Genomic DNA, 26,144 nt, shown 5'->3' on the forward strand with positions numbered 1-26,144 from the left:
CAGGAGTCATTGTAACACGGGGCCGCGTCTGAACCGCTGACAGGCGGTCGCCGCCAGAGGACACTTGATGAGCCAGGACTTTCTCGATCCAGAAATTTTAGCCGATTTTTTTGTTGAGGCGAAAGAGCACTTGGAGACCATTGAGCCCAATCTGCTCGAACTGGAAAAGGCGCCGGACAATCTTGGGCTGCTCAACGAGATATTTCGTCCCATGCACTCGCTCAAGGGTGCCTCCGGGTTTCTCGGCCTCAACCGGATAAACGGTTTGGCCCACAAGGCTGAGAATATCCTCGACGAGCTGCGCCAGGGGTCCATGCGTGTCACAGGCGGGATAATGGACCTGATCCTGTCTGCCACGGATGCCCTGCGCACCATGGTGGATAACCTTGAGAGCAGCGGCGTCGAGGGCGATGTGGACACCGCTCCCATCATCGCCAGAATTGAGGCGGCCCTGGCCGGCACCCTCGACGGGGGCGATGCGCCCCAGGTCAGTCCAACGGCCAACACCGCCGCTCTGGATGGTCCGGCGGCAGTGGACCCGTACGTCGGGAAGGTCTCCGCTGCAAAGCCGCAGGCCGATGAGGTCGTTTCCGAACCGCAACCCGCGTCCCAGGCGGTCAATACGGAAAGTGTCGCCATGACAGCATCGTTTCACCCCCTGCCCGATCCCGATTTTGACGACGCGCCTTACGGGTTGAGTACCGTGGGCGAAGGCCATCTTGCGGACTTCCTTGAGGAGGCTGCAGAGATCATTGAAAATCTTAACCGTTGTCTCCTCGCCCTTGAGGGCAGCCCGGACGATAGCGAGGAGATGATCAACGACACCTTCCGCTATTTCCACAACCTCAAGGGCAACAGCGGCATTATTGGATTCAAGGAACTCAACTCCCTGACCCACGAGGCCGAAACCCTGCTCAACAAGGTCCGCAAAGGCGACATGGAATGCAGCCAGGGGCTTATTGACTTGCTCCTTTCGTCCGTCGACCTGATTGAGGAGCTTGTGGGCAAGGTGGATGTGGAGACCAACCGCGTCACCCCGATGGATACTTCGGTCATGGCTCAACTGCTGCAGAAGGTGACTGAGGAGGGCAACGTGGCGGCTGTGGCCGAGGCCCTTGCCGCCATCAAGGGCGAGCACCACGTGCCTGCCGGGGTGGCCGCGCCGTCTGTGCCCCCGGCCAGGGAACCGGAAAAGCCGGTGTCGGTCGATGCAGGGACCGGAGCCGTTTCGCCCTCGGACTACGATCCAGAGGACGTGACTTTGTTCCTCCAGACCATTCATCAGCAACTTCAGAGCGCGGCCACGGCATTGATCATGCTCCGTGAGGATGCCGGGCAGCCGGACATCGTGGACGGCCTGTTCCGCACTTTTCAGACCATCCAGAACTCGGCGGGGTATATGGGCCTTGCTGAAATCAAGGAGTATTCGGCCCGTACTGTGGGGCTGGTGGACCAGGGACGCAAGAGCAACATAGATTTCAGCCTGATGCTCGATATCCTTGACCAGGAATTTTCCATTCTCAAGGACATGCTGCTCAAGGCCATGGCAGACATTTCTGGCGAACCCGTGCCTGATCCAACCAGCGATTTGGTTGCAGCCAAAGGCAAGCCCGCTGTCAAGCCTGCCGCCAAACCCGCGCCGGTCGCTCCCAAGGCCCCGCCCAAACCGGCCCCCCCGGTCCGGCCGGAACCAAGTTTCGAGGACGAGCCCGACGACGCTGTAGCCGTTATGGCCGTGCCCCAGACGCGTCCGGCAGGGCCGTCCGAACCCGTATCCAAGCCCGCCCGCCCGGCGGCCAAGGCACCCATGTCAAACGCTTCCAGCATAGTCGCTTCCGGCGCTGGCGCGGCAGCCGCCGCCCAGCAGGCCAAGCCCAAGGCATCAAGCACCATCCGGGTGGATCACCACAAGCTCGACCATCTGATGAATGTCATTGGCGAGTTGATCATCAACCGCAACCGCTATGCCATGCTCGCCCGGGCCCTTGAAGACGGGCACGAGGATGTGCATGTGGTGGCCCAGCAGTTGACCGAGACCACCTACGCCATGGCCCGTATTTCCGATGACCTTCAGGACACCATCATGAAGGTCCGCATGGTTCCGGTGCAAACCGTGTTTTCACGTTTTCCCCGACTGGTGCGCGACTTGAGCCGCAAGAGCGGCAAGCAGGTGGAGCTGATCATGGAAGGCGAGGAGACGGAATTCGACAAGAGCGTGGTCGAGGAGATCGGCGATCCGCTGGTGCATCTGGTGCGCAACGCCGTGGACCATGGCCTGGAGGACGAGGAGGAGCGCATCAAGGCGGGCAAGAAGCCCAAGGGCCATGTCTGGCTGCGCGCCTACCACAAGGGGAATTCCGTGGCCATTGAAGTGGAGGACGACGGGCGCGGCATCGATCCCGAGAAGCTCAAGCAGGTGGCCATCCGCAAGGGCGTTATCACTGCCGAGGAGGCTAACGCCATGGACGACCGTGAGGCCCTGGACCTCATTTTCGCGCCGGGTTTCTCCTCGGCGGAGAAGGTTACGGATATTTCGGGGCGCGGCGTGGGCATGGACGTGGTCAAGACCAATATCAAGAATCTCAAGGGCAGCGTCAACACCCAGTCCGAGGTGGGCAAGGGAACCAAGCTGACTCTGACCCTGCCTTTGACCCTGGCCATCATCGACGCTCTCATGGTCCAGGTGGCGGGCGAGACCTTTGCCATCCCCCTGGACGCGGTTTCGGAAACCACCAAGATCGAAACCGTGAAGCTCTCGGATGTCAACAATCGCAAGGCAGTCACTCTGCGCGGCGAGGTGCTCGGCGTCATCGAACTGGCTGAACTCCTCGATCTGCCCCAGTCCATGGACGAGCGCGATGTGCTGCCCATGGTGGTTATCCACGACAACGATCGCCGACTCGGTCTGGTGGTGGACCGTCTGTTGGAGCGTCAGGAGATCGTCATCAAGCCTCTGGGGCAATATCTCAATAATTTTAACCTTAAGGGTCTCTCCGGCGCGACCATCATGGGCGATGGCTCTGTGGTCCTCATCCTTGATCCCCACGAGATATACAGCCTCTCGACCCAACTCGGGCGCAAGGAGGCTGCGGCCCCGGCCCTGCCCGGCGGCAAATAGTCTGTCAGCCAGAGTTTTGTACAAAGGCCGGGAAGCGCAGCTTCCCGGCCTTTCTTCATTTTGGATGGGCTCCGGTCAGAGCATGGTCATGAAATTCATGAACAGGGTTGCATTGGCGGCGTGCATGAGCCAGAGCAGCCCGGCAGCCACAAGGAGCAACCCCTTGAAACGTAACGGTGTCTGGCTGCGTGCCGTGACCAGCCAGATGGCGCAGCAGACGAGGCCCAAGGCGCTTCCGATCGCCCATACCATTCCCAGGGGGGTGTCTATGGTCATGGTCCGAAGGGGGTCGGGAAGCACGGCCAGAAGCCAGCCCTGGCAGGCGAGAAAGACGAGCATGGTGGTTATTGCCCAGCGCGACGCCAGGTTGAGGGAGAAGCGGTAATAGTCGCGCCCGAAGTCGTCGCGGTTGCGGCGCAGTACGAGGTAGACGCAGCTTAAGCCTGCCGCGGCCACGATGCACAAAATGACGTGCATGGTTGCCATGGGCCAGACCATGGAGCCGGGGCCGAACCCGGCCTGGGCAGCCTCCGGCGGCAGTCCGGCCATGAGCTTGGCAGGGACTGTCACGGCCACGGCCGCTGCTGCCGCCAGGGCCGCGCCGATACCAAGGAGCAGGTGAACCCCCTTGGACTGGCGCAGTTTTTTCCAGGTCAGGAAATAGACCGGGCCAAGCAGGGTGAACACCCCCATGATCGCCAGGGAAAAAATGAAGGGGGAGTCCGGGGCGAGGAGTCGGGAGGCGAGTTGTTGGAAGCGGGCGGAAGCCAGCCCTATGGAGCCGATCAGGATGACGAGAAAGAGGGGGAACAGGACGGCTCCCATGGACGCGACCTGTTGGCCGTACTTGTCCAGAAAGACGCGGCCCTTGATCTTGGCTGCGGCCTCGCTTGACACGGCCACGGCCGCGCAGCCCAGAGCGGCCATGCCTATCAGGCTGAAAAAGGCGGGGGCCAACATGGTGGCGACGAGGATCAGGCTTTCTTGCATGCTCATGATGGGATTCTCCGACAGCTTGTCGGCCATGCGCCATGCGCGGGCCGCGTGGCATATTTGCCTGAAAAACATCAGCTCCGCAAGCGGCCGGTCAGGGGATGATTCGTGGTGAGGCCAGGGACTTGTTGCAAAAAACATCGTGATCGCCTATCTCTCTTGGAACGATTCAACTCGCCAGACCGGAGAATTCCTCATGAAATACATCACGCTCGGCCTGTTTGTCGCATGCAGCCTGTTGGCTGGCGGCTGCACAGCCGCCCGGCAGAACGCGGCCACTACCGAGGCGAGCACCGAATGGCGCATCAAGAGCCTTGAGGAAAGTTTTTTGAATTTTCGCGAGGAGCAGCGCAGACAGGCGGATGTGAACGCCGAGACAGCCGAGGCCATGGACCGGCGGCTGGCTTCCATTGAGGCCGATCTGGCTGTGCTTCGGGGCGGCGAGGTGGTTGTTCCTGCCTCCGGCAGGACCGTTCCATCAGGGACGGACGAGTCCCATGGACATATCTCCGAACCGGACGATATTGTGCCCGAGGGTGAGGGATGGGTGAGCGATGCGCCTTTGGCCGAGGCATCCCCCATGCCCCCTGTCGCCGAGAGCGATGAGGACAAACCATGGGCCACGGTGCCCGGCCCTCCTGCCGTCATCCCCGAACCCACGGTCATTGAGCGGCCAGCCGCTCCAAGCGCTGCCAAGACTCCGGCGCGGACTCCGTCACGGTCCCAGGCTCCTGTTGCGGGTGCCCAAGCCCTGTACGACGCCGCGCTGGCCAAGTACAACAGTGGCGATTTCGTTGGTTCGCGCACCGCTTTTGACGAATTTCTCGCAAAGTATCCCAATCATGCGCTGGCTCCCAACTCCCTGTATTGGAAGGGGGAAACCTACTATTCCCAAAAGGACTACGCTCAGGCCATTCTGACTTTTCGCGAGGTCACCAGTAGGTTTCCCAAGCATGCCAAGGCGGCCTCGGCCCTGCTCAAGACAGGCATGTCCTATGACCGGGTGGGGGACCGGGACAATGCGGTGTTTTATCTCCGTGCATTGATTGAGGATTTTCCCGCATCCGCGCCCGCCGCGCTGGGGCGTAGAGAACTGAGCCGCCTGGGAGGGTGATTCCTCGATTTCATCGTCATCCGGCTGAAGCGGCGCCCGGCTGCGCGGTTTCGGCTCGTCGCGGCCGGAGGGCGCGTCCATGGATCAAGACAAGGAATACTTCGCCTGCCTCGCTCTGCGGCACACCCCGCGCCTTGGTCCCAAGGTCTGGAAATCCCTGTTTTCGCATTATTCATCGGCGTTCGAGACGGTCCAGTCGGCCAAGTCATGGCCCGGACTGGAACTTGCCTCAAGACCTCTGGCCAGGGACTGCGCGGCTGAAGTCTGGCGCACCGCTGCCGAGGAGGAATACCGCGCTGCCCGTCGGGCAAACATGCGGGTCATCACCTGGTTTGATTCTTTGTACCCGGCAGCCCTCAGGGAGATCGACGATCCGCCTTGTCTGCTCTATGTCAGTGGCGATGTTTCTCTCCTGGCCAATCCAGGAGTGGCGGTGGTGGGTGCGCGCGAGTGCACGGCCATGGGCCTTGAGGCCACACGGCGCATCAGCGCCCGGCTTTCCCGCATAGGCATCACAATAGTCTCCGGGTTGGCTCTGGGCATTGACAGGCAGGCGCATTTGGGCGGGCTGTCCGGCCTTGGCAGCTCCATCGCCGTACTCGGCTGCGGGCTGGATGTGGACTATCCCTATGACAATCTTGATGTCAGACGCGCCCTGGACGAGAAAGGACTGGTTGTCACAGAATTCGGTCCGGGCGTCACTCCCCGGGCAGGGAATTTTCCCTTCCGCAACCGGATCATCAGCGCACTGTCTCTGGGCGTGCTTGTGGCCGAGGCAGCTCACAACAGCGGAAGCCTGATCACCGCCCGACTGGCCGCCGAGCAGGGGCGCGAGGTGTTTGCCCTCCCTGGCCCCCTTGGACAACCCTCTTTCACCGGCTGCCATCGACTCATCAAGCAGGGGGCCGCCCTGGTGGAAGACGCCGAGGACATCGTTCATATCCTGCGCTTCGATTTCGCCAGGGAACTGGCCCACATCCCGGACCTCGAACCCGATGAAACCGTTGTTGACGGGGCTGGCGGCGGCAATGCCTCCGGGCCCGGAAAAAAGGGCAGGAAGCGCAAGGATTCGACGGCCGGAAAGCCAGAACGTCAAGTCCATGAAGGGCAGGAAGCGGGAGCGGCCCGCCCGCGCAGACGGACCGGACCCGACTGGCGTACCGACGCCTCGCTCGGCGTCGAGGAGCGTCAGCTTATGGAGGTGCTCGACGGTACCGACAGGATGCACATAGATACTCTGGGGCGGACCCTGGGCTGGGATTCCCCCCGGGTCAGCCGGGTGCTGCTCGTGCTTGAGGTCCGAGGGATCGTTCATCAACTGCCCGGCATGTGGTATCTGGCCAGGGAGGGCGGGTCGGACAACCTGTCGTCCGACCGGGCCGGTGTTGGTGAAGAAGCGTGAGCGCCCTCAGGCTTTTTTCGACCGCCATGGCGCACGGGCTTGAGGCTGTGGGGTCGGCCGTGTACACTGGGGCGTCCCGAGGGGTGGGAGTATCACGCATACGAGGCCGTTATTCATGCAGAAAATACCAATAGACCTGGCCCGGCCCGGCATGAAGCTGGCCCGTCCCGTGCTCAAGGACGGCGGCATGGTTATCATGGCCGAGGGCATGGAGCTGTCCGACAGCCTCATTGCCCGGCTTGCTGCCATGAAGATCGACCGCATCACCGTGGAGGGCCAACCAGTGGATCTGGGCGGTGCGGGGGCGGGCACCCGGTACGCCGAGCGCGTTCTGCGGCTTGAGACGCTGTTTCGTCGTTACGGCGAGGACAAGTGGATGGTCCGGGTCAAGGAGCGCATGGTTCGCTATTTTCGTATCAAGGCCGCGGCTCAGGAGGCCCGAATGAAGGCTGGGCAAAGTGAAGCGGCATCGAAGGATCGCGACGCGGCAGGAGTCGGGGAATGAGCATGGACGACGACCTCAAGACCAGTGTGCGGGGCGAGATTCTCCAGGTGGCCGATCTGCCGACCTTGCCCGATGTTTTGGAAGAAGTGACCCGTCTCGTCGAGGACCCCGACGCCTCCACAGAGGCCATCGCCAAGGTCATCTCACGCGATCAGGTTCTCTCGGCCAAGGTGCTCAAGATGGTCAACTCGCCCATATACGGATTCCCCGGCCGTATCAGTTCCATTCAGCACGCCCTGGTCCTGCTCGGTTTCAATGTCATCCGGGGCATCATCATCTCCACTTCGGTCTTCGACATGATGGTTCAGAACATGAAGGGGCTGTGGGAGCACAGTCTCGGCTGCGCCACGGCCTGCAACATCATTGCCCGCCGGGCCGGATTCGAAGACCCCGAGGAATACGCCGTTGCCGGGCTGCTGCACGACCTGGGCAAAGTGGTCACAGCGGTTCAACTGCCCGACTTGCATGGTGCCATTCTTTCCACGGTCCGAGATAAGGATGTGACCTATCTCCAGGCCGAGAAGGATGTGATGGGCTTTGGCCACGACCGCATCAACGCCTGGCTGGCCCGCCACTGGGGGCTGCCCCCCAACATCCGCGAGGCCATGGCCCGCCATCACGCGCCGCAACTGGCAGAGTTTTACAAACCCATGGCCTGCGTGGTCCACCTGGGCGACTTTCTGGTGCGTCTTTTCGAGTTCGGCAACTCCGGCGACGACCAGACCGCCTATCTGCGGCCCGAGGCCCTGCTGGAACTCAACTTCAAGATGTCCGATCTCGACAAGGTCATGGACGAGATGGCCGAGCAGTTCATTGAGGTTTCGGACGTGACCTTCTAGCCGTTTTCGGACAGATGGAGCGGGTCTCTTCCTTTGACGGGAAGGATGACCGATGCTAGGTTCGCTCTCATGATCGAGTCTCTGGAGAAGTCCCTGTTCACGCGCAGGCAGACCGCGTTTCTGCTCTCGCCCGACGTATCGCTGGCGGCCATGCTCCGTTCCCTGTGGCCGCCGGATGTCCTCGGCTTTACGGTCTTCGAGAAGGGCGGCAGGGCCATTGAACACCTGTTTACCGATCCGCCCGACCTGCTCATCGTGGACAACCGCCTGACCGATATTCCGGCCACCGAAGTGGCCAATCTGGTCAAGAGCGAAAATGTCTACCGCCAGTTGCCCGTGGTCATGTGCGTGGACCCGGTGGACGTGGAGACACCCTGGAACTGGAACCTCATCGAAGTGGACGATTTTCTGGTACGTCCTTTTAACCCTTCAGAAGTGCGCGACCGCATCAACCTGACCCTATGTCGGGCCATGCGGGCACTTGATGCCAACCCGCTTTCCAAGCTGCCGGGCAACACCTCCATCATCCAGCGTATCCAGCAGCTCATCGAGACCGGGGAGGACTTTGCCCTGGCCTACTGCGATCTCGACTATTTCAAGTCCTACAACGACAAGTACGGATTCTCCCGAGGCGACGAGGTGCTGATGATGACGGCCCGGCTCATCGTCAACACCATCCGCAGCTATCACGGCATCATGAGCTTCGTGGGCCATGTCGGCGGTGACGACTTTGTCTTTATCCTGCCCCCGGACAAGGTTGAGGACGCCTGTCAGCGAATCATCGCCGCCTTTGACGACATTGTCCCCCATTTCTACGACCCTGATGACCGCAAGCAAGGCGCCATCACCTCGGTGGATCGAGAGGGAAAGGCCCGTGTTTTTCCTCTCATGGCCGTGTCCATCGCTGTGGTGGTCAATACCGGAGGGCGGCTTACCCACTACGGCGAGGTCTCGTCCATCGCCATGGGCCTGAAAAAGAAAGCCAAGGAAAACCCGAGGAGCTGCTATGTCATCGACCGGCGGCAAGGCTAGCGGGGCAAGACGCAGCGCCAAGCCCGGCGGCGAGATGCTGCGCGGTTTTTTGGCTCATCTGGCGGTGGAAAAGGGGTATTCCGACGCCACCATCCGTTCTTACGGAACAGATATTGAGCAGTTCGGCGATTTTTTGAAGCGCTCCAAGCACTCCCTGGAGAAGCCGGAGCGCATCACCCGCGATCAGGTGCGCGCTTTCCTGGCAGAGTTGCACCGCTTGCGTCTGACCAAGACCTCCATGGGGCGCAAGCTCTCCAGTTTGCGGTCTTATTTTCGCTACTTGCTGCGCCATCGAATGATCAGTACGGACCCCACGGCCACGGTTCGCAATCCCAAACAGGAAAAACGCCATCCCCAGGTGCTCAACGTGGACCAGGCTGTGGGCATGATGGAGGCTGCCCTCGAGCCCGATCCCGAGGGGCTGCGCGATCTGGCTCTGGCCGAGGTACTCTATGGTTCGGGGCTGCGTATCAGCGAGGCTGTGGGGCTTGATCTCAACGACGTGGACTCCGATGTCCTTCGCGTCACGGGCAAGGGGTCCAAGGAGCGCATCGTGCCCTTGAGCGGGGCGGCGGTGAAGCGCATCAGGCGCTACCTCGAACAACGCCACGCCCTGATCGGGGACAACTACGCCGAGCAGGCGCTGTTCCTGAGCGTTCGCTCAGGCAAGCGCCTCAACCGGCGTCAGGCCAACCGCATTGTGGCCAAGCTCGGGGCATTGGCCGGATTGCCCAAGGACGTGCATCCGCATATGCTCCGCCACAGCTTCGCCACCCACATGCTTGAGGCCGGGGCCGATCTGCGCAGCGTGCAGGAGTTGCTCGGTCATGAGCGGTTGACCACCACCCAGCGCTATACGCATCTGGACATGCGCCACATCATGCAGGTATACGACCAGGCGCACCCACGGGCCAAAGAGGATGGCGCGGGGGCGAAGCAGACACCACAGCATGGAGAAGACGATGGAAAACCCGATGGTCCTTCTGGAAACCCCGGAAGGTGAGATACTGATTGAGTTGTTTGCCGACAAGGCGCCCGGAACCGTGGCGAACTTTCTCTCCTATGTGGATGACAAGTTCTACGACGGCACCCTGTTTCATCGCGTGATCAAGGGATTCATGATCCAGGGCGGCGGGCTGACCTTTTCCATGGCCGAAAAGCCTACGCGGGACCCGATCCCCAACGAGGCGGCCAATGGGCTGAAGAACGTGGCCGGGACCGTGGCCGTGGCCCGCACTGCCGATCCGCACAGTGGCACCTCCCAGTTTTTCATCAACGTGGACGACAACCCGGACCTGGACCACTCCGGCAAAGAGGACGAGAAATACGGGTACTGCGTGTTCGGCGAGGTGGTGGACGGCATGGACGTGGCCGTGAAGATCAGCAAGGCCAAAACCCGCAGCTACCAGGGGTTCGACGATGTCCCCGTGGACCCCGTGTCCATTATCACGGCCCGCCGTTTCGAGTAGTCCGGCCTTATTTGGCAATGCAGAAAAAGACCTCCGATGGCGGAGGTCTTTTTCTGTTTTATCAGGTCGAGGAGGATTATTTGCGAAAGCGCTCGAACTCGTCCTTGAGGGAGTTCATGAGTTCTTTGACCGTGACGATCTTGTCGACAAGGTAGGCGTTGGCCCCGGCAAAGGCGAAGCCGTTCTTGAGCTTGCCCTTGTAGGCGTTCACCAGTGCCTGGGCGATGCAGTAGGGGGATTTGTCCTCGGCGCAGCTGTGCAGGCATTTGTGGACGCACTTTCTGGGGTGCTTCAGTCCGGTGGACACGGCGTCGAGAAAACTGTTCTTCAAAGCCCGGCCGGGCATGCCCACCGGACTCTTGATGATGGTCACATCCTCTTGCCTGGCCTCGATGTAGGCCCGTTTGAAGCGCTCGTCCGCGTCGCACTCATGGGTGGCCACGAAGCGGGTGCCCATTTGGACGCCGGAAGCGCCCATCTCCAGAAAGCGGGCGATATCCTCGCCTGTGTACACTCCGCCTGCCGCTATGACGGGAATTTCCTTGTGGTGTTGCTCGCGGTAGGGGGTGACCGCTTCAATGACTTCGGAGACGAGCTTTTCCAGTTGGTAGTCCGGGTCGTCAAGCTGTTCGGCCTTGAAGCCGAGGTGGCCTCCCGCCTTGGGCCCTTCGACCACGAATCCGTCAGGCAGGTAGCCGAATTTGTTGAGCCATTTGCGGCAGAGAATGCCTGCCGCACGGCCCGAGGAGACGATGGGCACCAGTTTGGTGCGCATGTCTTCCTTGAGTTCCTGCGACACGTCGCGCAGATATCCGGGCAGATCAAGGGGCAGCCCAGCTCCCGAGATGATGACATCCACGCGCTCGCGCAGGGAAGTGCGGACCATGTCGCCGTAGTTGGTCAGAGCGCACATGATGTTCACGCCCAGCAAGCCATCGGTCATCTTGGCCCTGGCCTTGCGGATCTCGTCGATGAGCCCGCGCCGGTCGGCGCCCTCGGGGTCTTTGGCGCGCTTTGGGTCGCGCATGCCGATCATGGATGTGGCGATAACGCCGACTCCGCCCTCGTTGGCCACGGCGCTCGCCAAGCCTGAAAGGGATATGCCGACCCCCATGCCTCCCTGGATTATGGGAAGCCGGGCGGTCAACTCACCGAATTTAAGATTCGGAAGTGCCATTGTGGATACCTCGCAAGTCGCTGGTGGAAGAAAGCGGGAAAATTATGTGCATGTTTTCTTAAGCAAGTCAAGAAAAGTCGGGTTTCATGAAGTGACATGCTCCTGCACCACCAGTTCCGCAAAGCGCATGGCGCTGGTGAAGGCCGGTGAGATGGCATTGAGGATGTGCAGGGAGTCCCCGTGGCGCTGGACCATGAAGTCCATGACCAGTTCGGCGGTCTGCATGTTTACCAGTTGCGGACGGATGCCCACTTTGGGACTGGGCAGGAAGTCGGCCGGGGCAATGTGTCGGACCAGTTTTGCCGCATCGCGGAAGAAATGGCGGAAGAAATATTTGCGCGGCTCTTCAAGGGCCACGGCCCGGAATTTTTCGTTCTTCAGGAACATGTGCAGGTCGCGCAGGAGGATGGCCGCGAATTCGCCGTCTATGCCCCGCACTACCCCGTAGTTTTCCCGGCCGAAGGCGGGGATGGCCGTGGGGCCGACGTATACGTCGCCGTGAACATTGCGGGTGAAGTGGACGCCGAGAAAGGGGTTCTTGATGTTGGGCACCGGATATATGGAGCCGTTGATCTTGTCCGCCGCAGGTTTTTTCAGGGTGCGGTAGATGCCCTTGAAGGGAAGCAGACGGTAGTTCCCGGCGATGCCGAAGGTGTGGGCCACCCTGTCGCTGTATGCCCCGGCCGCGTTGATGAACAGGCCGTAGCTGATGTCGCCCTGGCTGGTGTGTACCGCGCCGTTTCTGGGGGAGAGGAACCGGGTGTCGAAAAAGAAGCGGACCCGTGCGCTTCTTTCCAGTTCCTCGCGCAAGGCTGCGAGGATCGCGCCGGGATCGACGACGGCCGTCAAAGGCGAGTACAAGGCGCGGCCAGCTGTCCGGGCGTTGGGTTCGAGCTTGGCCAGTGCGGCCTCGTCGAGCATCTCCACTTCGGCCCCGTTGGCCTCGGCGCGTCGTTTGAGTTCGTCGAGGGTGGCCAGTTCGCTTTCCTCGCGGGCCACAATGACCTTGCCCGATTTGAACAGCGGCAGCTTTCGTTCCTCGCAGTACGACTGCAGACGGCGGCTGCCCTCCAGGCACAGGCGGGCCTTCATACTGCCCGGGTCGTAGTAGATGCCCGCGTGGAGCACTCCGCTGTTTCGTCCCGAGGCGTGGCGACCCGGCCTGTCTTCCTTGTCAAAGACGATAATGTCCCGGTACCCCGCTTCCAGCAGTTCGCGGGCGATGGTCAGGCCGATGATTCCGGCTCCGCAGATGACGGCGTCGGCTGAATAGGTGGACATTGGTTTTACTTCCTTGCGAGCAGGGCGAGGCCGCCTTGGCTGAATTGCATGGTTGATCTCCTATCGGCCGCAGGGGCCTTTGAAGCCGCAGTGGTCGCAGTTTCGCGAGGGGGCGGCGGCGAATTCCCCGGCGTGGAGCATGTGTCGGACCAGGGTTCGGATAAGCAGAGGGATGGATTCGCCCACTACCTCGGTGCGTTCCTCTTCGGTCCATTTGGGACCGAAGAGGCGGTCGATACTGCCGTCTTCGCCCAGTTTGATCAAGCCTGCATCGTAGGGCGTTTCCCCCTGGCAGCGGGCATGGAGATGGAGATAGACCGGCAACTGGACGCTGCGCAGACTCCGGGCCAGATCGGGAAGCAGCGCCGGGTCTGGGTCGGCCGGGTCGAATTGTTCCATCCTGGTCCACAGGGAGTCGTCGTTCCAGAAGGATTTTTTGGGCGCTGTCACCGAGCCTGTTTTGTAGTCGAGGACCATCACGCCCTCGCTTCTGAGTTCGACCCGGTCGAGAAATCCCTGAAGCAGGATGGATCTGTCCCCGACATCCACGGTGGTTTCGAGACGTTGTTCCAGCCCCAGGAGAGTGGCTGGTTCCTGGGAGGCGGAAAAGGCCGCCAGCCGATGGCGTCCGGTCATGAGCAGGGCCATGCGGGTGTCGACAGGCAGTTGGCGGAAGAGCTCGCTCGTCCGAAGCCGCTGTTCGTACAGGGCCAGGAGCGGCTGCGGGTCCAGGCTGGCGAGATCGGTGCCCCTGCCGATGTGGGGAGTGAAAAACTCCCGCAAGACCTCGTGGACAAGGGAGCCGAATTCGCCCCGGTCGCCGTCCTCGGCCACCTGGTCAACGGACCGGACATTGCTCAGATATTCGTAGTGGAACCGCTTGGGGCAGTTCAGGTAGAGATCAAGGGTCGAGGGCGACAGGCCGCGCCTGTCCAGGGTGCGGTCAAGGGCCTCGCGCACGGCCGGAGTGACCGTGATCGGACGGGGTTCTGTCGGCACTGAGCCGGCGGCAAAGGTTACGGTTCTGACCAGGGGATCTCCGGGTTCCGCCAGTCGGTTTTCATGTTTTTCCCGCTCCCAGAGCAACTGTTCCACATAGCGGCTGCGCGCACTTTTCTGATCCAGCAGTCCGGGCCGGATGCCGCTTTGGTAATAAATGACCGCCTCACGGGCGCCCATGAGCAGCCTGTGGAAATTGTAGCCCGAGACGTTGTCACGCTGGCGGACATCGGGCAGATCGAGGAGCCGCCGCAGCGGATCGGGCAGGAGCGGATCAAAGGGGTTGGTGCCGGGCAGTCGTTCCTCAACGGCGTCGAGGATGTGCAGGCGCTCAAAGTGGAGCAACCGGGTTTCGAGCACACCGAGCACCTGGAGTCCGGCCAGTGGTTCAGGCTCGAAGGAGACACGCTCCCGGGCGAGCATGGAACGGAGCATGGAGAACAGGGTTCCACGGCTCAGGGGCAGGACGCTTGTTTCTGCCCCGCGTAGTTGCGGTACCACGGACGAGGTCAGACGGAAGAGGCACTCCGCGTCCACCAGATAGGTATGCCAAAGCCCTTCGCCATGGGCATGGAGCATGGCCGCCAACCCGGACAGGGCGTTGCCCAGGTCGTTCAGGGAGGCGGCGTTCCTGAAGGGCGTCAGGCAGTGGTGGAGCACCGTCAGCCGTAGCGGTTCGGCCATTGCCTCGTTCACGTCTTTGAGGACGGGGTCGCCGTAGGGGGGCTGCCAGGCCATGGGGTCGAGGAAGCGCTCTCCGGTACGGATGACTGCCTCCCAGACATGGAAGAGCTTGCGTAGCGGTCTGTCCTCGGGGCCAAGCAGCCGCAGATAGGGATGGCGAATGAGAGCTATGAGGTCGCGCCAGTGGTAGCGTCCGTCGTCCAGGCGGTTTTCCTGAAGGGCCAGGATGGTTTCCACCAGCCGGGCCAGGGCGGTGCGTTCAAGGGGGTAGCCCATGGAGATGTTGGGGTCGCTTACGGGGAGGTGGTGAAGAACGGGCATGAGTGCGCCCTCGTCAGGCAGGATCACGGCCGTGTCGTTGAGCCCGGAGGCCTCCTCCCCGCCACTGGCCGATGCAAGCTCTTCGGCCAGGGCGGCCAATTGCGAATGGCGGTCAAACCCCTCGCAGAATCGGATGGCCGGTACTCGCGCCGGGGTGTTTTCCCCGGCCGGGATTATCGGCCGGGTTTGCCAGCGGGTAAGCCATTGCCCATGCTCCGCCGTGGCCCAGTGGGGACTGCCGCCTGTTGCCAGGGCCGGGTCGGAGTGGATGACCGGATGGAGCAGACCGTCTTCCCACAGCCGACGGAACAGAGTGTCTTCTGCCTTGCTCAGGGCGTAAAATCCGGCGGCCAGGATGGGCGAGTCCCTCAGATGTTCGGTTGCCAGTGCTATGTTGGCGATGACAAAGCGCCAATCCATGCCGGGAGTGGTCCAGTCGCGCTCCGAGAGGGCTTCCACATAGCGGAGGTGGATGGCCGAGAGCTGTTCGAGCAGTGCTGCCGCATAGGGCGAGACTTCGCCGTCCATGTGGATGAGGTTGTCCGGGGCCGCATTCTGGCGCATGAGGTCGTCGGCCAGACGGGCCAGCCGCAGACCCCAGGGCAGAAAGGTTTCGCGGTCCATCTCGGGCAGGCGGGCCAGCAGGCCGCGTCCCTCGCGGCGCAGATCGCCGACCACCTCGCGCAGCAGCTCCACGAGATCAAGCCGGTTGGCCGGGGTTACGGCCCGGTTGGTAAGATCGCGTCGTAGTCCGGCCACGAAATCGGCGATGGAGGTCATGCGCGGCAGAAGGGCGGGACGCACCATGTCCGTGTGGTCGCGCAGGAATGCCTTGAGGTAACGGCGCGGCCTGTTGTGGGGAAAGAGGACCGTCATCTTGCCCAGGTCGGGGCGCGTGGCAAGCAGCCGTCCAAGAGCGGGGATAAAGTCCGCATGCCAGGGGATGAGGGTGACAGTGCGCATCTACGCCTCCCTCTCCACCCGGTGGATTTCGCGCAGGTCGAGATAGACGAGATGGCCTTCGACCGGCCCGGTGACGCCGGGCATGGCCTGGAGAATGCACATGTAGTCGAGCACCTGCTCCCGGTTTTTGGGCGAGGGCTGGCCGGTCTTGAAGTCTGCCACCACGGTGCGCTTGCCCAGGTGGAGCAGATCCAGCCTCTTGAAGCTGCCGTCCATGTCCATGATTTCTGGCTCGCGTAAGCCTTGGGCCAGCCATCGGCGCAGGTCATCGCGGCTAAGGGCCCACAGGGCCATAGACCGCAGATCCGCCTCGAGCCGGGTCAATTCCTCTGGAGAAAGGGCGCCCAGGGCCGGGAAGTCGCCCATGGCCAGCCGCACGGCGCGATGTGCATCTGCCTCGTCGTTGCCGGTGACGCGGACGTGTTCCATGGTCCGGTGCGCCACCTGGCCGCGCATCCGCTCGTTGTAGAAGAATTCGTCCAGGCTGTGGCGGTAGACGCGCAGTCTGGGTAGCCAGTCCATGAGTCGAGCCGTCCTCTGGTTTTCCCTGATTGCAGGCGGCTCTGGCCGTGGAGTCGGTTCCGGGGGCTGTCGGGTGATCTCGGGGTCGGGGGGCAGGCCGCGCTCGAAGATATCCGGGCCGTCCGGGTCGAGAAAGAGATTCATGGCCGCCAGGGCGGGCGAGGTGGCCGGCTTTTCGGTGAAGAATCCGTAAAGCTCCTCGCGGGCACGGGTCCAGGCCACGTAGAGCAGGTTGAGTTGTTCGCGCACGGTGCGGCCCAGGCTGGAAAAGTAGGGTTTGCCCATGCTTTTGCCCAGTGGCGCCAGCAGTCGCACCCCTTTGTGGTGGCGGATTTCGTAGTCTTTGTCCGTGTCGGCCTTCCAGTTGTGGAAGGGGACGATGACCACAGGAAATTCAAGGCCTTTTGCTTTATGAATGGTCATGATGCGTACGGCGTCGATGTTTTCGGGCAGGGGCACCTTCTCCTGATCCGATTTTTCGGCCCAGAATTCGAGGAAGGCGGAAAGGGAGCCGTGGCCGTTTTCTTCGGCCAGATGGACCACCTCGAGAAAGCGGCGCAAATACAGTTCGGCCTGGGGATGGCGGTCGAAGGCACGGAAGACGCGTATGGCCTCGCTGGCCAGATCGTAGGGGGTCATCAGCCCGGACTGATTGTAGAAGGGCTCGATGAGCCTCTGCCACGGTCCGGGGAAGTCTTCGCGGAACTGGACACCCAGGGGCCGTTTGCGCGGGCGCATGAGCCAGTCCTGAAATTCATCCGCCGCGATGCCCGCCTCGGCCAGAAACAGCTCCTCGCCCGAGGCGAAGGTGAGAAAGGCCACATCGTCCCGCGGATAGTCGAGGAAAGCGAGGAAGGCCGCCAACTGCCGCACCAAGGGGTGTCGATCAAGTTGGAGGCTGTTTTCAGTAATGACCGGGACGCCCCTGGCCACGAGCAGGTCGCAGACCAGTGCCGCGTCCTTGTGCGAGCGCACCAACACGGCGATGTCGCGAAAGCGGCGACGGGCGAGCAACTCGTCCATGAGGGTGTCCAGCGCCTCAAGGGTCTGCTCGACAAGCTCCTCCGCACTGCCGCTGGTCAGGCGCTCCATGCGTACATATCCGCCGGTCCCCAGGTTCTTTGCGGCCACCGTCTGTGCGCAGTCGGTGAAAGATCGGGCAAGGTCCAGGGCGAAGTCTGACCGGAAGTCGGCGGGCGCGGTGGTGAGGATGGTGTCGGCCAGCTGTCTGGCCTGCTCCGGGTCGTGGAGGTGGCTGAAGAAGTCGTTGTTGAAGCGGACCACGGTTTCGAAGCTGCGCCAGTTGTCCGGCAAGGTGTCGCTGGCGGTCGTCAGGGCCAGGGCCGCGATGTCGGGCTGGGTCATGACTTCGTCGAAGAGGGCGCTGTCGCCGCCGCGCCAGCCGTAGATCGCCTGTTTGATGTCTCCCACGTAGAAGAGGGAGCCACCCTTGGCCAGGCATTCCTGGGCCAGGGGGGTCACTGCTCGCCACTGGTCGCGGCTGGTGTCCTGAAACTCGTCCACCAGCAGATGGTGCAGACGGCAGCCCATGCGGCAATATGCCTCGGATACGGCCTCGTCGTGGGCGAGCAGCTCGTTGACAAACCCGGCCAGGGCCGAGCCGAGGACCAGCCCGTGCTGCCTTTGCAGCACGTTCATGCCGTTTTGAAGCCGCTGGGCGATGGCGATGGCCGGGGCCAGGAAATACGCCCCCGAAAGCACGGCGTGGTCAGCGGCGTATGTCTGCCAGGCTGCTTGCAAATGGAAATAGAAGGCTTCAGATCGGTCGTCCGCCAGCCCGTGGCCCTTTTTCAACACACAGTCGGCAAAGGCGGGCTTTTGGATCATGGCGGATTCGGGCGCTGGGTCGAAAAGATCAAGGCCCTCGCATTTGGCCAGAAATTTGGAGAAGTTGGCGTTGAGCGGGATGCTCCGTTCATCGCTATGCCCGCGCATGGCCTTCACGGCGCGTTGGAATTCGGCATGGGCTGCGGAGAGCATCTGTCTGATGACTTCCTGGTCCGTTTCGATGGGGCCGGTCTGGTCGCGCAGGAAGGCTGTCAGTTCTCGCAGCCGGTCTCGCACCTTGTCCTGAAGCCAGAAGCTGCCGCGTTTTTCGGCAAGGAGCATGGTTTCCATGGCTGCGGCGAGCAGGTCGCGTTCAGGGCAGTCGCTGTCGCACAGGCTGGTGAAGTGTTCGTAGACGGTGTCGAACAGGGTTTTTTCATCAAAGGTGAGCTGGAAATCCGGGCGTATGCCGAAGTCGAGGGCAAAGAGGCGCAGGATCAGGGCCAGCAGGGAGTCTATGGTTCGGATGTTGAGCCGATGGTAGCGGCGCAGGATGGATTCGAGGGCCTTTGCTGCCATCTCGGGCGCAGCTGCGGTTCGGGGGCCAGCGGTTTCCATGTCGAGGGCGCCGAGCTTGAGGCCCTTGATCACCCGTTCCTTCATTTCCGTGGCAGCCTTGTTGGTGAAGGTCACGGCCATGATCTCGGGCCAGGCGTATCCCCGACCAGGGCGACCGACGCAGGCGAAGGGCCGGGCGTTTTCGTCGGCCCCGTCGAGCAGGGCGAGAAAGCGGCGGGTGAGTTGGTAGGTCTTGCCTGACCCGGCGGATGCCCGGAGCTGTTTGAGTTCCGACATGGATTGCACTGTCCCCTGGTGTGTTCCTGTGTGGTTGCTGACGGATGGCTAAACCGATGGTCGTCGGTTTACTCGTCTGATGCTACGGCGCGGGCCGGGGCTGTCCTGGATGAGAGGACCACCAGGATCACGGCGCCGATGATCAGGCAACTGCCGAAATAGCCGAGCAGGGAGAAGGTTTCGCCGAAAAGGAGATAGGCGAAAACAGCCGCCACCAGGGGCTCGAAGGTGGCGACGACCGCGGCCCGTGTGGCCTCCAGTCGCTTCAGTCCTGCGTAATAGGCCGAGAAGGCTCCGTAGGTGGTGACTCCGGCCATGAGTACGAGCATGGTCCACGCATATCCTGATTTGGGCTGGAAATCCACGAAAGGGAAAAGCAGAGCTGCGCCAAAGGGGAGTGCGTAAACGAAGATGGTCGGAGTGTGGTAGCGGTAGAGGTATTTTTTCCCGAAAATGTAGTAGAGGGCGTAAGTGAATCCCGAGAGCAGTCCCGCTCCAAGACCGAAGAGGTTGATTTCCAGCTGTGCGCCACTGATCAGTTTCGGCCCGAGGCTGATGCAGGCCACCCCGATGATGGTCATGGCCACGCAGCCCGCTTTGATCGGAGTCATCCCCTCCTTGAGCACCAGCCAGGAGAGGAAGGCCACCCAGGCCGGCGCCGTGTACAGGAGCACGGCGGCCATGGCCATCCCCACGTCGCGAATGGCGACCTGGTACGCGCCGTAGAACAGGGTGACGCAGATGAAGCCGAAGCCGAACAGGGCGGGCAGGTCGGCACGGGTAACGCGGGTCTGCCTCATGACCAGGGCGTGGGCCAGAAACATAAGCCAGCCGAACAAGGCCCGCCAGAAGGCGATCTCCAGGGCCGAGACGCCCTGGTCCAACACTTCCTTGGCAAAGATGCCGATGACGCCCCACATGAAGGCCGCCGCAAGGACAAAGAGCAGGCCGCGAATATCCATCATTCAAGGTCCGTGGCGGCGAGGGCGGGCAGGGGAAAGGCGTGCATGGCTCTCCTGGTGAACGGGGTGTTTGGGGCTGCGCCACCTACGTTTAGGGGTTTTCACTGCCCGCGTCAAAGGGGAGTTAAATCCTTGCGCGTCAAAGTGTTGTGAGGGTATGCTGCGCCATGCCCAAGCAGGATGAATACACTGTTGATCAATCCCTGGCCGGAGCGCGGCTGGACAGGGCCGCGGCCGAGATGATGCCCGGCTCGGGCCTCCGGCTGCGGCGGCGGCTGTGCGAGACGGGGCGTATCGAGGTGGACGGCCGCCCCAGGGGGCCGGGATACAAGGTGCGACCGGGGCAGGTCATCGCGTTGGTCGCGCCACAAGCCAGCGGCGAGGAGAATGTCATGCCCGACGATCAAGACCGTGTCCGTGTCATCGTGCGTACCTCTGCCCTGGCCGCAGTCTACAAGCCGGGCGGGCTGCATTCCGCATCCGTGGCGGGCAAGGTCGGCGTCACCGTGGAGGCCGCGTTGCCAGAGTTGTTTCCAAATCTTGAGCCAATAATGCTCAACAGATTGGATTTTTTGACATCTGGGCTGATCCTGGTGGGCCTGGGGCCGGGCGGTCTCGAAGCGTATCGCGCTGCCGAGGAGGCGGGGGCGGTGCGCAAGTTCTATCTGGCTCGTGTGCGCGGCCGCCTCGATGGCATGATTACGGTGCGCCGTCGTCTCGATACCGACGACAGGCCGGTTACCGGCGTGTTGACTCAGGATGATCTGGACCCGCGACGCTGGACCGACGTTGCCGCGCTGTCCCATGATGCGGAGACCACCCTGGTGCGCTGCCTGATCATGAAAGGCGCCCGCCACCAGATCCGTGCCCATCTGGCCAGCCTCGGACACCCCATTGTCGGCGATCCGTTGTACGGCGAACCCGTCGAAGGCCGGGCGGGAGCAACCGGGCCGGTCATGTTCCTTCACCATCAGCGTGTCGAACTGCCGGGGTTCCTTGCCGAGGTCGAACCGCCCTGGCGTTGATGCCGTAGGCATGAAAATGGCCCGGTCCGCGTGATGCGGGCCGGGCCATTCTGGTGTGTATGCGGACAGGCTGCTATTTTTTCTTGTTCAGGGCTTCCTGGAGCTTGGCCCCGAGCATCCCCATGCCTGAGGGGCTAACAGCAGTCTGTTTTTTGGGAGCGAACTGCTTCCAGTCGCCATCCTCGCGGGTGTCGCCCGTGGTCAGGGATATCTTGCGCTCCGCGGCCTTGACCTCGCCGATGACCACCTCCACGGTGTCGCCGGAGTGGAGTTTTTCAAACGGGGCCGGGTTTTCGCTACGGGCGATGACCGACTTGGGCAGGAGGCCGGTGATGCCCGGCTCAAGCTGGATAAAGATGCCGAACTGCTCCTGTTTCTCAACAACGCCCTGCACCCGTTGACCTGCGCGGTATTTCTCTGCCGCGTCCATCCAGGGGTCGCCCTCGGCGTCTTTCATGGAAAGGCTGATGCGGCGGCTATCGGGATCAATGGACTTGATCATGACCGCCACCTGCTGGCCTTCGGCCACGAAGTCCGCAGGTTTGTTGATGCGCTTGGTGTAGCTCATCTCCGAAACATGGACCAGACCGTCCACCCCCGGAGCTATTTCCACGAAGGCGCCGAAATCGGCCAACCGCACGACCTTGCCCGTGACCTTGTCGCCTTCGGCAAAGGTGGCGGAGAGGGTGTCCCAGGGGTCCTGGGCCAGTTCCTTCATGGAAAGGGATATCTTGAGCTTGTCGGGTTTGTCCGTCTGCTCGATGCCCACGATCTTGGCTGAGACCCGCTGACCCACACTGACGGCCTCTTCGGGATGCCCGACCCGCGCATGGGAGAGCTGGGAGATGTGGACCAGTCCGTCCAGGCCCGGCTTGATCTCGACAAAGGCGCCGAACGGTGCGAGACGTGTGACAACGCCCTCGACCACATCACCCACTTTTGTCTCGGAGACGAAAGTGGCCGTGGACTCCACTGCCTCGCGTTCCAGCAGGGCGCGGCGCGAGACCACGATGTTACGGCCGTGCTGTTCCAGCTTGGTGATGAGAAATTCCAGGGTCTTGCCTACGTATTCCTCGGCGTTTTCCACGAAGCGGTTGTCGATCTGGCTGACAGGACAGAAGGCGCGCCGCTGCATCAGGGTGATGTTGAAGCCGCCCTTGCAGGTGGATTCAACCTTGCCTTCCACAGGCAGGGCGCCGGCCTTGGCCTCTTCGAGCATGGCCAGGCCGCCGATGCCGGAAAGAGCCCGCGAGAGCTTGATGCCGCCGGAATCGTTGCCCACGACATACAGTTCGACAATGTCGCCTTCCTTGACGGTGCAGTTGCCTTCGTCGTCCAGCAGTTCCTCGCGTTCCACAATACCGTCCAGCTTGGTGCCGGTATCGACGAAGATGGCGTTTTCGCCCACCTGGATGACGGTGCCGGACACCTTGTCGCCCACGTTGAGGGTATCGCCGCCGCCTTCGCTGTACTGCTCGAACAGTTCGGCGAAGCTCGCCTCGCCTTCTTCCACGCCGTTTCGATCCTTGAATTCTTGGGACACGTTTTCAACCGTCTTGTAAAAGGGTTAGGTGAGCAGCGCCTTGGCAAAGTCCTTGCCGTTGAAGGGGCGCAGATCTTCCATCTTCTCGCCCAGGCCGACAAAGGTGATGGGCAGTCTGTGCTGAAGGGTCACTGCCACCACCACGCCTCCCTTGGCCGTGCCGTCGAGCTTGGTCAGGATGATTTCGTCCAGGCCCACGGCTTCGTTGAAAAGTTTGGTCTGCGAAAGGGCGTTCTGGCCGGTGGTGGCGTCGATGACCAGGACGCAGCGGTGGGGGGCACCCGGATGCTTCTTGCCCAGCACCCGCTGCACCTTCTTCAGTTCTTCCATTAAATTGACCTTGGTGTGGAGGCGTCCGGCCGTGTCGAGCAGGAGCAGGTCGTAGCCTTCGCTCACCGCCTTGTCCATGGCCTCGTAGGCCACGGCCGCCGGGTCCGAGCCTTCGGCCTTGGCAAAGAATCCAACTCCGATCCGGTTTGCCCAGACTTCAAGCTGTTCAATGGCCGCAGCCCGGAAGGTGTCACCTGCCGCGATGAGCACCTTGCGGCCTTGCAACTGCGCCCGGTAGGCCAGCTTGGCTATGGTGGTGGTCTTGCCCACGCCGTTGACGCCGACCATCATCAGCACCTCGGGAGGGTTCACCGCCTCGATGCGCGGCGGGGTGCGGAATATCTCCTCCAATTCCTCGCGCAGTATGTTCTTGAAATCCTCGGGGTTGTCCGTTCCGGCCTTGCGGGCGCGGGCTTTGAGGTTGTCCATGAGCTGGCCAGCGGCTTCCATGCCCACGTCGGCCATGATTAGTATCTCCTCGAACTCGTCCCAAAAATCGTCGTCCAGGCGTGAGTGAGACGAGAGCAGGCCGTCGATGCGTCTTGTGATTTGTTCGCGGGTCTTGGCGATGCCGTCGGAAAGTTTGAGGAAGAGCCGGTCGCGTTCGTCCTCTTCGTCTTCCAGCTCCAGGGCCAGGGCCAGCCGGTATTGCAGCTCGGAGCGGAAGTCGTCAACGGTCCGGTAGCCCATATCCTCAAGCCACGCCTCGAAACGGCTTATGAATTCACGGGCCTCGTCGTCCGGCGCACCCAGCGCATTGAAAAGAAAAGCGAGGCGTTCCCACAGCAGTGGACCTTTCTCTTCAACATCGGCGGTGATGATGGTCAGCCACTGCGACAGCTTCGGCTCGGCCTGTCGCAAGGCCAGCGTCAGGCCAGCCCGCCAGCCGTCGTTGCTCGGGAGGGTTTCAATGCCGGGGAGCGATGCGTCAGCGGTCGGCCGAGTTTCGGGCACGGCAGCTTGATTCTCCGAAATCGACGCCATTTCGGGGGCTGCCAGGCCATGCTCCCGCTTGTAATCGTCCAGGGCCTGTTGCGCTATGTCCTCAGGGCTTTGCCAGACCTTTTTCAGCTTGCTAAAGAATCCCATCCGCTCCTCATAGGGTGATTGTCGTTGTGGCTCGGGCGTTTCTCATAGCCCACCTGTCATCAGGTGGCAATAGATGAAATAGGTCGTTCAGATCGTTGCCAAGGCGTGACGAACCAGCTAGAACCGGGAAAAACTTTCGAGGATGGCAGAATCATGAAGAGAACGAAGATACGCGCCGCCCTGGAAGCCGCCGGGCCCATGGACGAAATCGTGGTCATGGGCTGGGTGCGCACCAAGCGCGACAGCAAGGGATTTTCCTTTGTGGAGCTCAACGATGGCTCGACCCTGCTTAACATCCAGGTGGTCATCGACCATACCCCGGAGATCGAGTCCGTCCTTGACCGGGTTGGCACCGGCGCTGCGGTGCAGATCAGCGGGGAACTGGTGGAGTCGCCGGGCAAGGGTCAGAAGTGGGAGATCCGTGGCCGGACCATCGAGGTGTTTGGCGAGGCCGATCAGGAAACTTTTCCGCTGCAGAAGAAGCGCCACAGCGACGAGTTTTTGCGCACAATAGCTCACTTGAGGCCGCGCACCAACAAGTTCGGAGCCATGTTCCGCATTCGCTCCGAATTGGCTCAGGCCATCCACAAATTCTTTGCCGACAAAGGGTTCTTCTACGTCCACACTCCCATCGTCACCGGCTCCGACTGCGAAGGAGCGGGCGAAATGTTCCGTGTCACCAGCCTGGAACCCGGCGCAGACGCATCGCCGGACAAGGACTTTTTCGGCAAGCCAGCCCAGCTCACGGTCTCGGGTCAGCTTTCGGCCGAGATGTTCGCCTTGTCCCTTGGCGAGGTCTACACCTTCGGCCCCACCTTCCGGGCCGAGAACTCCAATACCCCGCGGCATGTGGCCGAGTTCTGGATGATCGAGCCCGAGATGGCCTTTGCTGATCTTGCGGATGACATGGACCTTGGCGAGGAGATGATCAAATTTCTCATTACCCATATTCTGGATCATTGCCCCAATGACGTGGAGCTTTTTGCCAAATGGGTTGACAAGGGACTGATGCTGACCCTTGAAAACGTGCTGCAGGATTCATTTGCGCGTTTGCCTTATACCGAGGCCATCGACATCCTCAATAAGGCGGGGAAGAGTTTCGAATACCCGGTGGAGTGGGGCATGGATCTGCAGACCGAGCATGAGCGGTTTTTGTGCGAGGAGCAGTTCAAAAAGCCCGTGTATGTCCATGATTATCCCAAAAGCATCAAACCTTTTTATATGCGTGTTAACGATGACGGGCGAACCGTGGCTGCCATGGACTGCCTGGTGCCGCGTATTGGCGAACTCATCGGCGGCAGCCAGCGCGAGGAGCGGCTCGACGTGCTCCTCGGGCGCATGGGCGAGATGGGGCTGAGCGAGGAAGACTACTGGTGGTATCTTGATTCCCGCCGGTTCGGATCAGCCCCCCATGCCGGGTTCGGCATGGGCTTTGAGCGGATGCTCATGCTCGTAACCGGCGTGACCAACATCCGCGATGTCATCCCCTTCCCCAGAACACCAAATAGTCTCGAGTTCTAAAACAAGGTCGCGTAAGGCAGGCCCGGCGCTCTAGCGGCCGGGCCTTGTCATTTGTAGCGCATGGGGGACACTGGCTCAGACACCAGATGAGGCCGCCCTTGGCTCGTTCTTCCAGAGGCGTGTCGCCCGAATTCATAGCCATGATGTTGCTTTTATCTGGAGCGATACGATGACAATGTGAAAAAAGTCGTCAGGCAGTCAGTTGAAAAAGTATTAAATATTGGCAGTTTGTGTCTTTGGTGGTCAAAAGGCTTCATTTTTTGAAAAAAAGCGCTTGACCTCTGAGGGCGATTCACCTAGAACCTCTTTCGCCGCACGGGGAAGCCCGACAGGATCACCCGGCGGCTCGTTCTTTCTCAAGCGATACTGAATGGTTGGCCCGAAGTTTGTTTTGAAAAAATGAAAAAAAGGGTTGACGGTCGGTCTGGAAAAATCTAGATTGTACTTTCCTGCATAGCGCAGGGCGTTCTGAGAAGGCGCAAGAGAAATGGTCTTTGACAATTAAATAGCGAGTTGAGCAAATAAGATCACGAAATCACAGCCCGTTTAATAACGAGTGGATGAGTGATCACATTCTCCAAGTTTATCAACTGGAGAGTTTGATCCTGGCTC

19 protein-coding genes are annotated in these 26,144 nt (G+C 61.4%); 10 read left to right on the forward strand and 9 right to left on the reverse strand.

What is annotated here, in order from left to right; translation table 11 throughout:
• Positions 1-67: 67 nt before the first annotated feature.
• A complete protein-coding gene (locus GKC30_RS14275) occupies positions 68-3,118 on the forward strand; it encodes a chemotaxis protein CheA (RefSeq protein WP_155935653.1) in 3,051 nt (1,016 codons plus the stop codon).
• A gap of 75 nt (positions 3,119-3,193) precedes the next feature.
• Here GKC30_RS14275 and GKC30_RS14280 read toward each other — a convergent pair whose 3' ends face one another.
• Positions 3,194-4,114 carry a hypothetical protein gene (locus tag GKC30_RS14280; protein ID WP_155935654.1) on the reverse strand — a complete coding sequence of 307 codons (921 nt, stop codon included), beginning with the start codon at positions 4,112-4,114 and terminating at the stop codon, positions 3,194-3,196.
• A gap of 193 nt (positions 4,115-4,307) precedes the next feature.
• Between GKC30_RS14280 and ybgF the strand changes: the two genes are divergently transcribed.
• From ybgF to GKC30_RS14315, 7 genes are all read left to right on the forward strand, one after another.
• Entirely contained in the window at positions 4,308-5,225 is a 918-nt protein-coding gene (ybgF, locus tag GKC30_RS14285) for a tol-pal system protein YbgF (protein WP_155935655.1), read from the forward strand.
• 79 nt (positions 5,226-5,304) lie between these two features.
• Complete coding sequence (gene dprA, locus GKC30_RS14290; protein WP_155935656.1) at positions 5,305-6,627, forward strand: DNA-processing protein DprA; 1,323 nt, start codon at positions 5,305-5,307, stop codon at positions 6,625-6,627.
• A gap of 115 nt (positions 6,628-6,742) precedes the next feature.
• The gene (locus GKC30_RS14295) at positions 6,743-7,132 is read left to right on the forward strand and encodes a hypothetical protein (protein ID WP_155935657.1); all 390 of its coding nucleotides are present in this window, start codon (positions 6,743-6,745) and stop codon (positions 7,130-7,132) included.
• Positions 7,133-7,134: 2 nt separating this feature from the next.
• The gene (locus GKC30_RS14300) at positions 7,135-7,971 is read left to right on the forward strand and encodes an HDOD domain-containing protein (RefSeq protein WP_155935668.1); all 837 of its coding nucleotides are present in this window, start codon (positions 7,135-7,137) and stop codon (positions 7,969-7,971) included.
• Positions 7,972-8,040: 69 nt separating this feature from the next.
• Positions 8,041-9,003 (forward strand): GGDEF domain-containing response regulator, encoded by a 963-nt coding sequence (locus GKC30_RS14305; protein ID WP_155935669.1) that lies wholly within the window; start codon positions 8,041-8,043, stop codon positions 9,001-9,003.
• A complete protein-coding gene (xerC, locus tag GKC30_RS14310) occupies positions 8,978-10,006 on the forward strand; it encodes a tyrosine recombinase XerC (protein WP_231117210.1) in 1,029 nt (342 codons plus the stop codon). The genes GKC30_RS14305 and xerC overlap by 26 nt, the downstream gene beginning before the upstream one ends.
• Entirely contained in the window at positions 9,966-10,472 is a 507-nt protein-coding gene (locus tag GKC30_RS14315) for a peptidylprolyl isomerase (protein WP_155935658.1), read from the forward strand. The genes xerC and GKC30_RS14315 overlap by 41 nt, the downstream gene beginning before the upstream one ends.
• 76 nt (positions 10,473-10,548) lie before the next feature.
• Here GKC30_RS14315 and GKC30_RS14320 read toward each other — a convergent pair whose 3' ends face one another.
• The 5 genes from GKC30_RS14320 to GKC30_RS14340 form a co-directional block, all read right to left on the reverse strand.
• On the reverse strand, positions 10,549-11,649 hold the full coding sequence (locus tag GKC30_RS14320) for an NAD(P)H-dependent flavin oxidoreductase (RefSeq protein ID WP_155935659.1): 1,101 nt from the start codon (positions 11,647-11,649) through the stop codon (positions 10,549-10,551).
• Between the two features lie 84 nt (positions 11,650-11,733).
• Complete coding sequence (gene lhgO / locus GKC30_RS14325) at positions 11,734-12,930, reverse strand: L-2-hydroxyglutarate oxidase (RefSeq protein ID WP_155935660.1); 1,197 nt, start codon at positions 12,928-12,930, stop codon at positions 11,734-11,736.
• Between the two features lie 60 nt (positions 12,931-12,990).
• Entirely contained in the window at positions 12,991-15,897 is a 2,907-nt protein-coding gene (locus GKC30_RS14330; RefSeq protein WP_155935661.1) for a PD-(D/E)XK nuclease family protein, read from the reverse strand.
• Entirely contained in the window at positions 15,898-19,062 is a 3,165-nt protein-coding gene (locus tag GKC30_RS14335) for a UvrD-helicase domain-containing protein (RefSeq protein ID WP_155935662.1), read from the reverse strand.
• Positions 19,063-19,130: 68 nt separating this feature from the next.
• Complete coding sequence (locus GKC30_RS14340) at positions 19,131-20,024, reverse strand: DMT family transporter (protein WP_155935670.1); 894 nt, start codon at positions 20,022-20,024, stop codon at positions 19,131-19,133.
• A gap of 167 nt (positions 20,025-20,191) precedes the next feature.
• Here GKC30_RS14340 and GKC30_RS14345 point away from each other — a divergent pair, with 167 nt between their 5' ends.
• Complete coding sequence (locus GKC30_RS14345; RefSeq protein WP_155935663.1) at positions 20,192-21,049, forward strand: RluA family pseudouridine synthase; 858 nt, start codon at positions 20,192-20,194, stop codon at positions 21,047-21,049.
• A 73-nt stretch (positions 21,050-21,122) separates the two neighbouring features.
• On the opposite strand, the gene GKC30_RS14350 is transcribed toward GKC30_RS14345, so the two are convergent.
• Positions 21,123-22,592: a 30S ribosomal protein S1 gene (locus GKC30_RS14350; protein WP_367614157.1), complete on the reverse strand. Its 1,470-nt coding sequence runs from the start codon at positions 22,590-22,592 to the stop codon at positions 21,123-21,125.
• A gap of 24 nt (positions 22,593-22,616) precedes the next feature.
• A complete protein-coding gene (ftsY, locus tag GKC30_RS14355) occupies positions 22,617-24,011 on the reverse strand; it encodes a signal recognition particle-docking protein FtsY (RefSeq protein WP_155935664.1) in 1,395 nt (464 codons plus the stop codon).
• Positions 24,012-24,164: 153 nt separating this feature from the next.
• On the opposite strand from ftsY, the gene asnS reads away from it, so the two are divergent.
• Complete coding sequence (gene asnS, locus GKC30_RS14360) at positions 24,165-25,532, forward strand: asparagine--tRNA ligase (RefSeq protein WP_155935665.1); 1,368 nt, start codon at positions 24,165-24,167, stop codon at positions 25,530-25,532.
• A 243-nt stretch (positions 25,533-25,775) separates the two neighbouring features.
• Here asnS and GKC30_RS14365 read toward each other — a convergent pair whose 3' ends face one another.
• Positions 25,776-26,033 (reverse strand): hypothetical protein, encoded by a 258-nt coding sequence (locus GKC30_RS14365; protein WP_155935666.1) that lies wholly within the window; start codon positions 26,031-26,033, stop codon positions 25,776-25,778.
• Between the last annotated feature and the right edge of the window lie 111 nt (positions 26,034-26,144).

It is taken from the genome of Pseudodesulfovibrio alkaliphilus, assembly GCF_009729555.1.
In the GTDB taxonomy this organism is placed as follows: domain Bacteria; phylum Desulfobacterota; class Desulfovibrionia; order Desulfovibrionales; family Desulfovibrionaceae; genus Pseudodesulfovibrio; species Pseudodesulfovibrio alkaliphilus.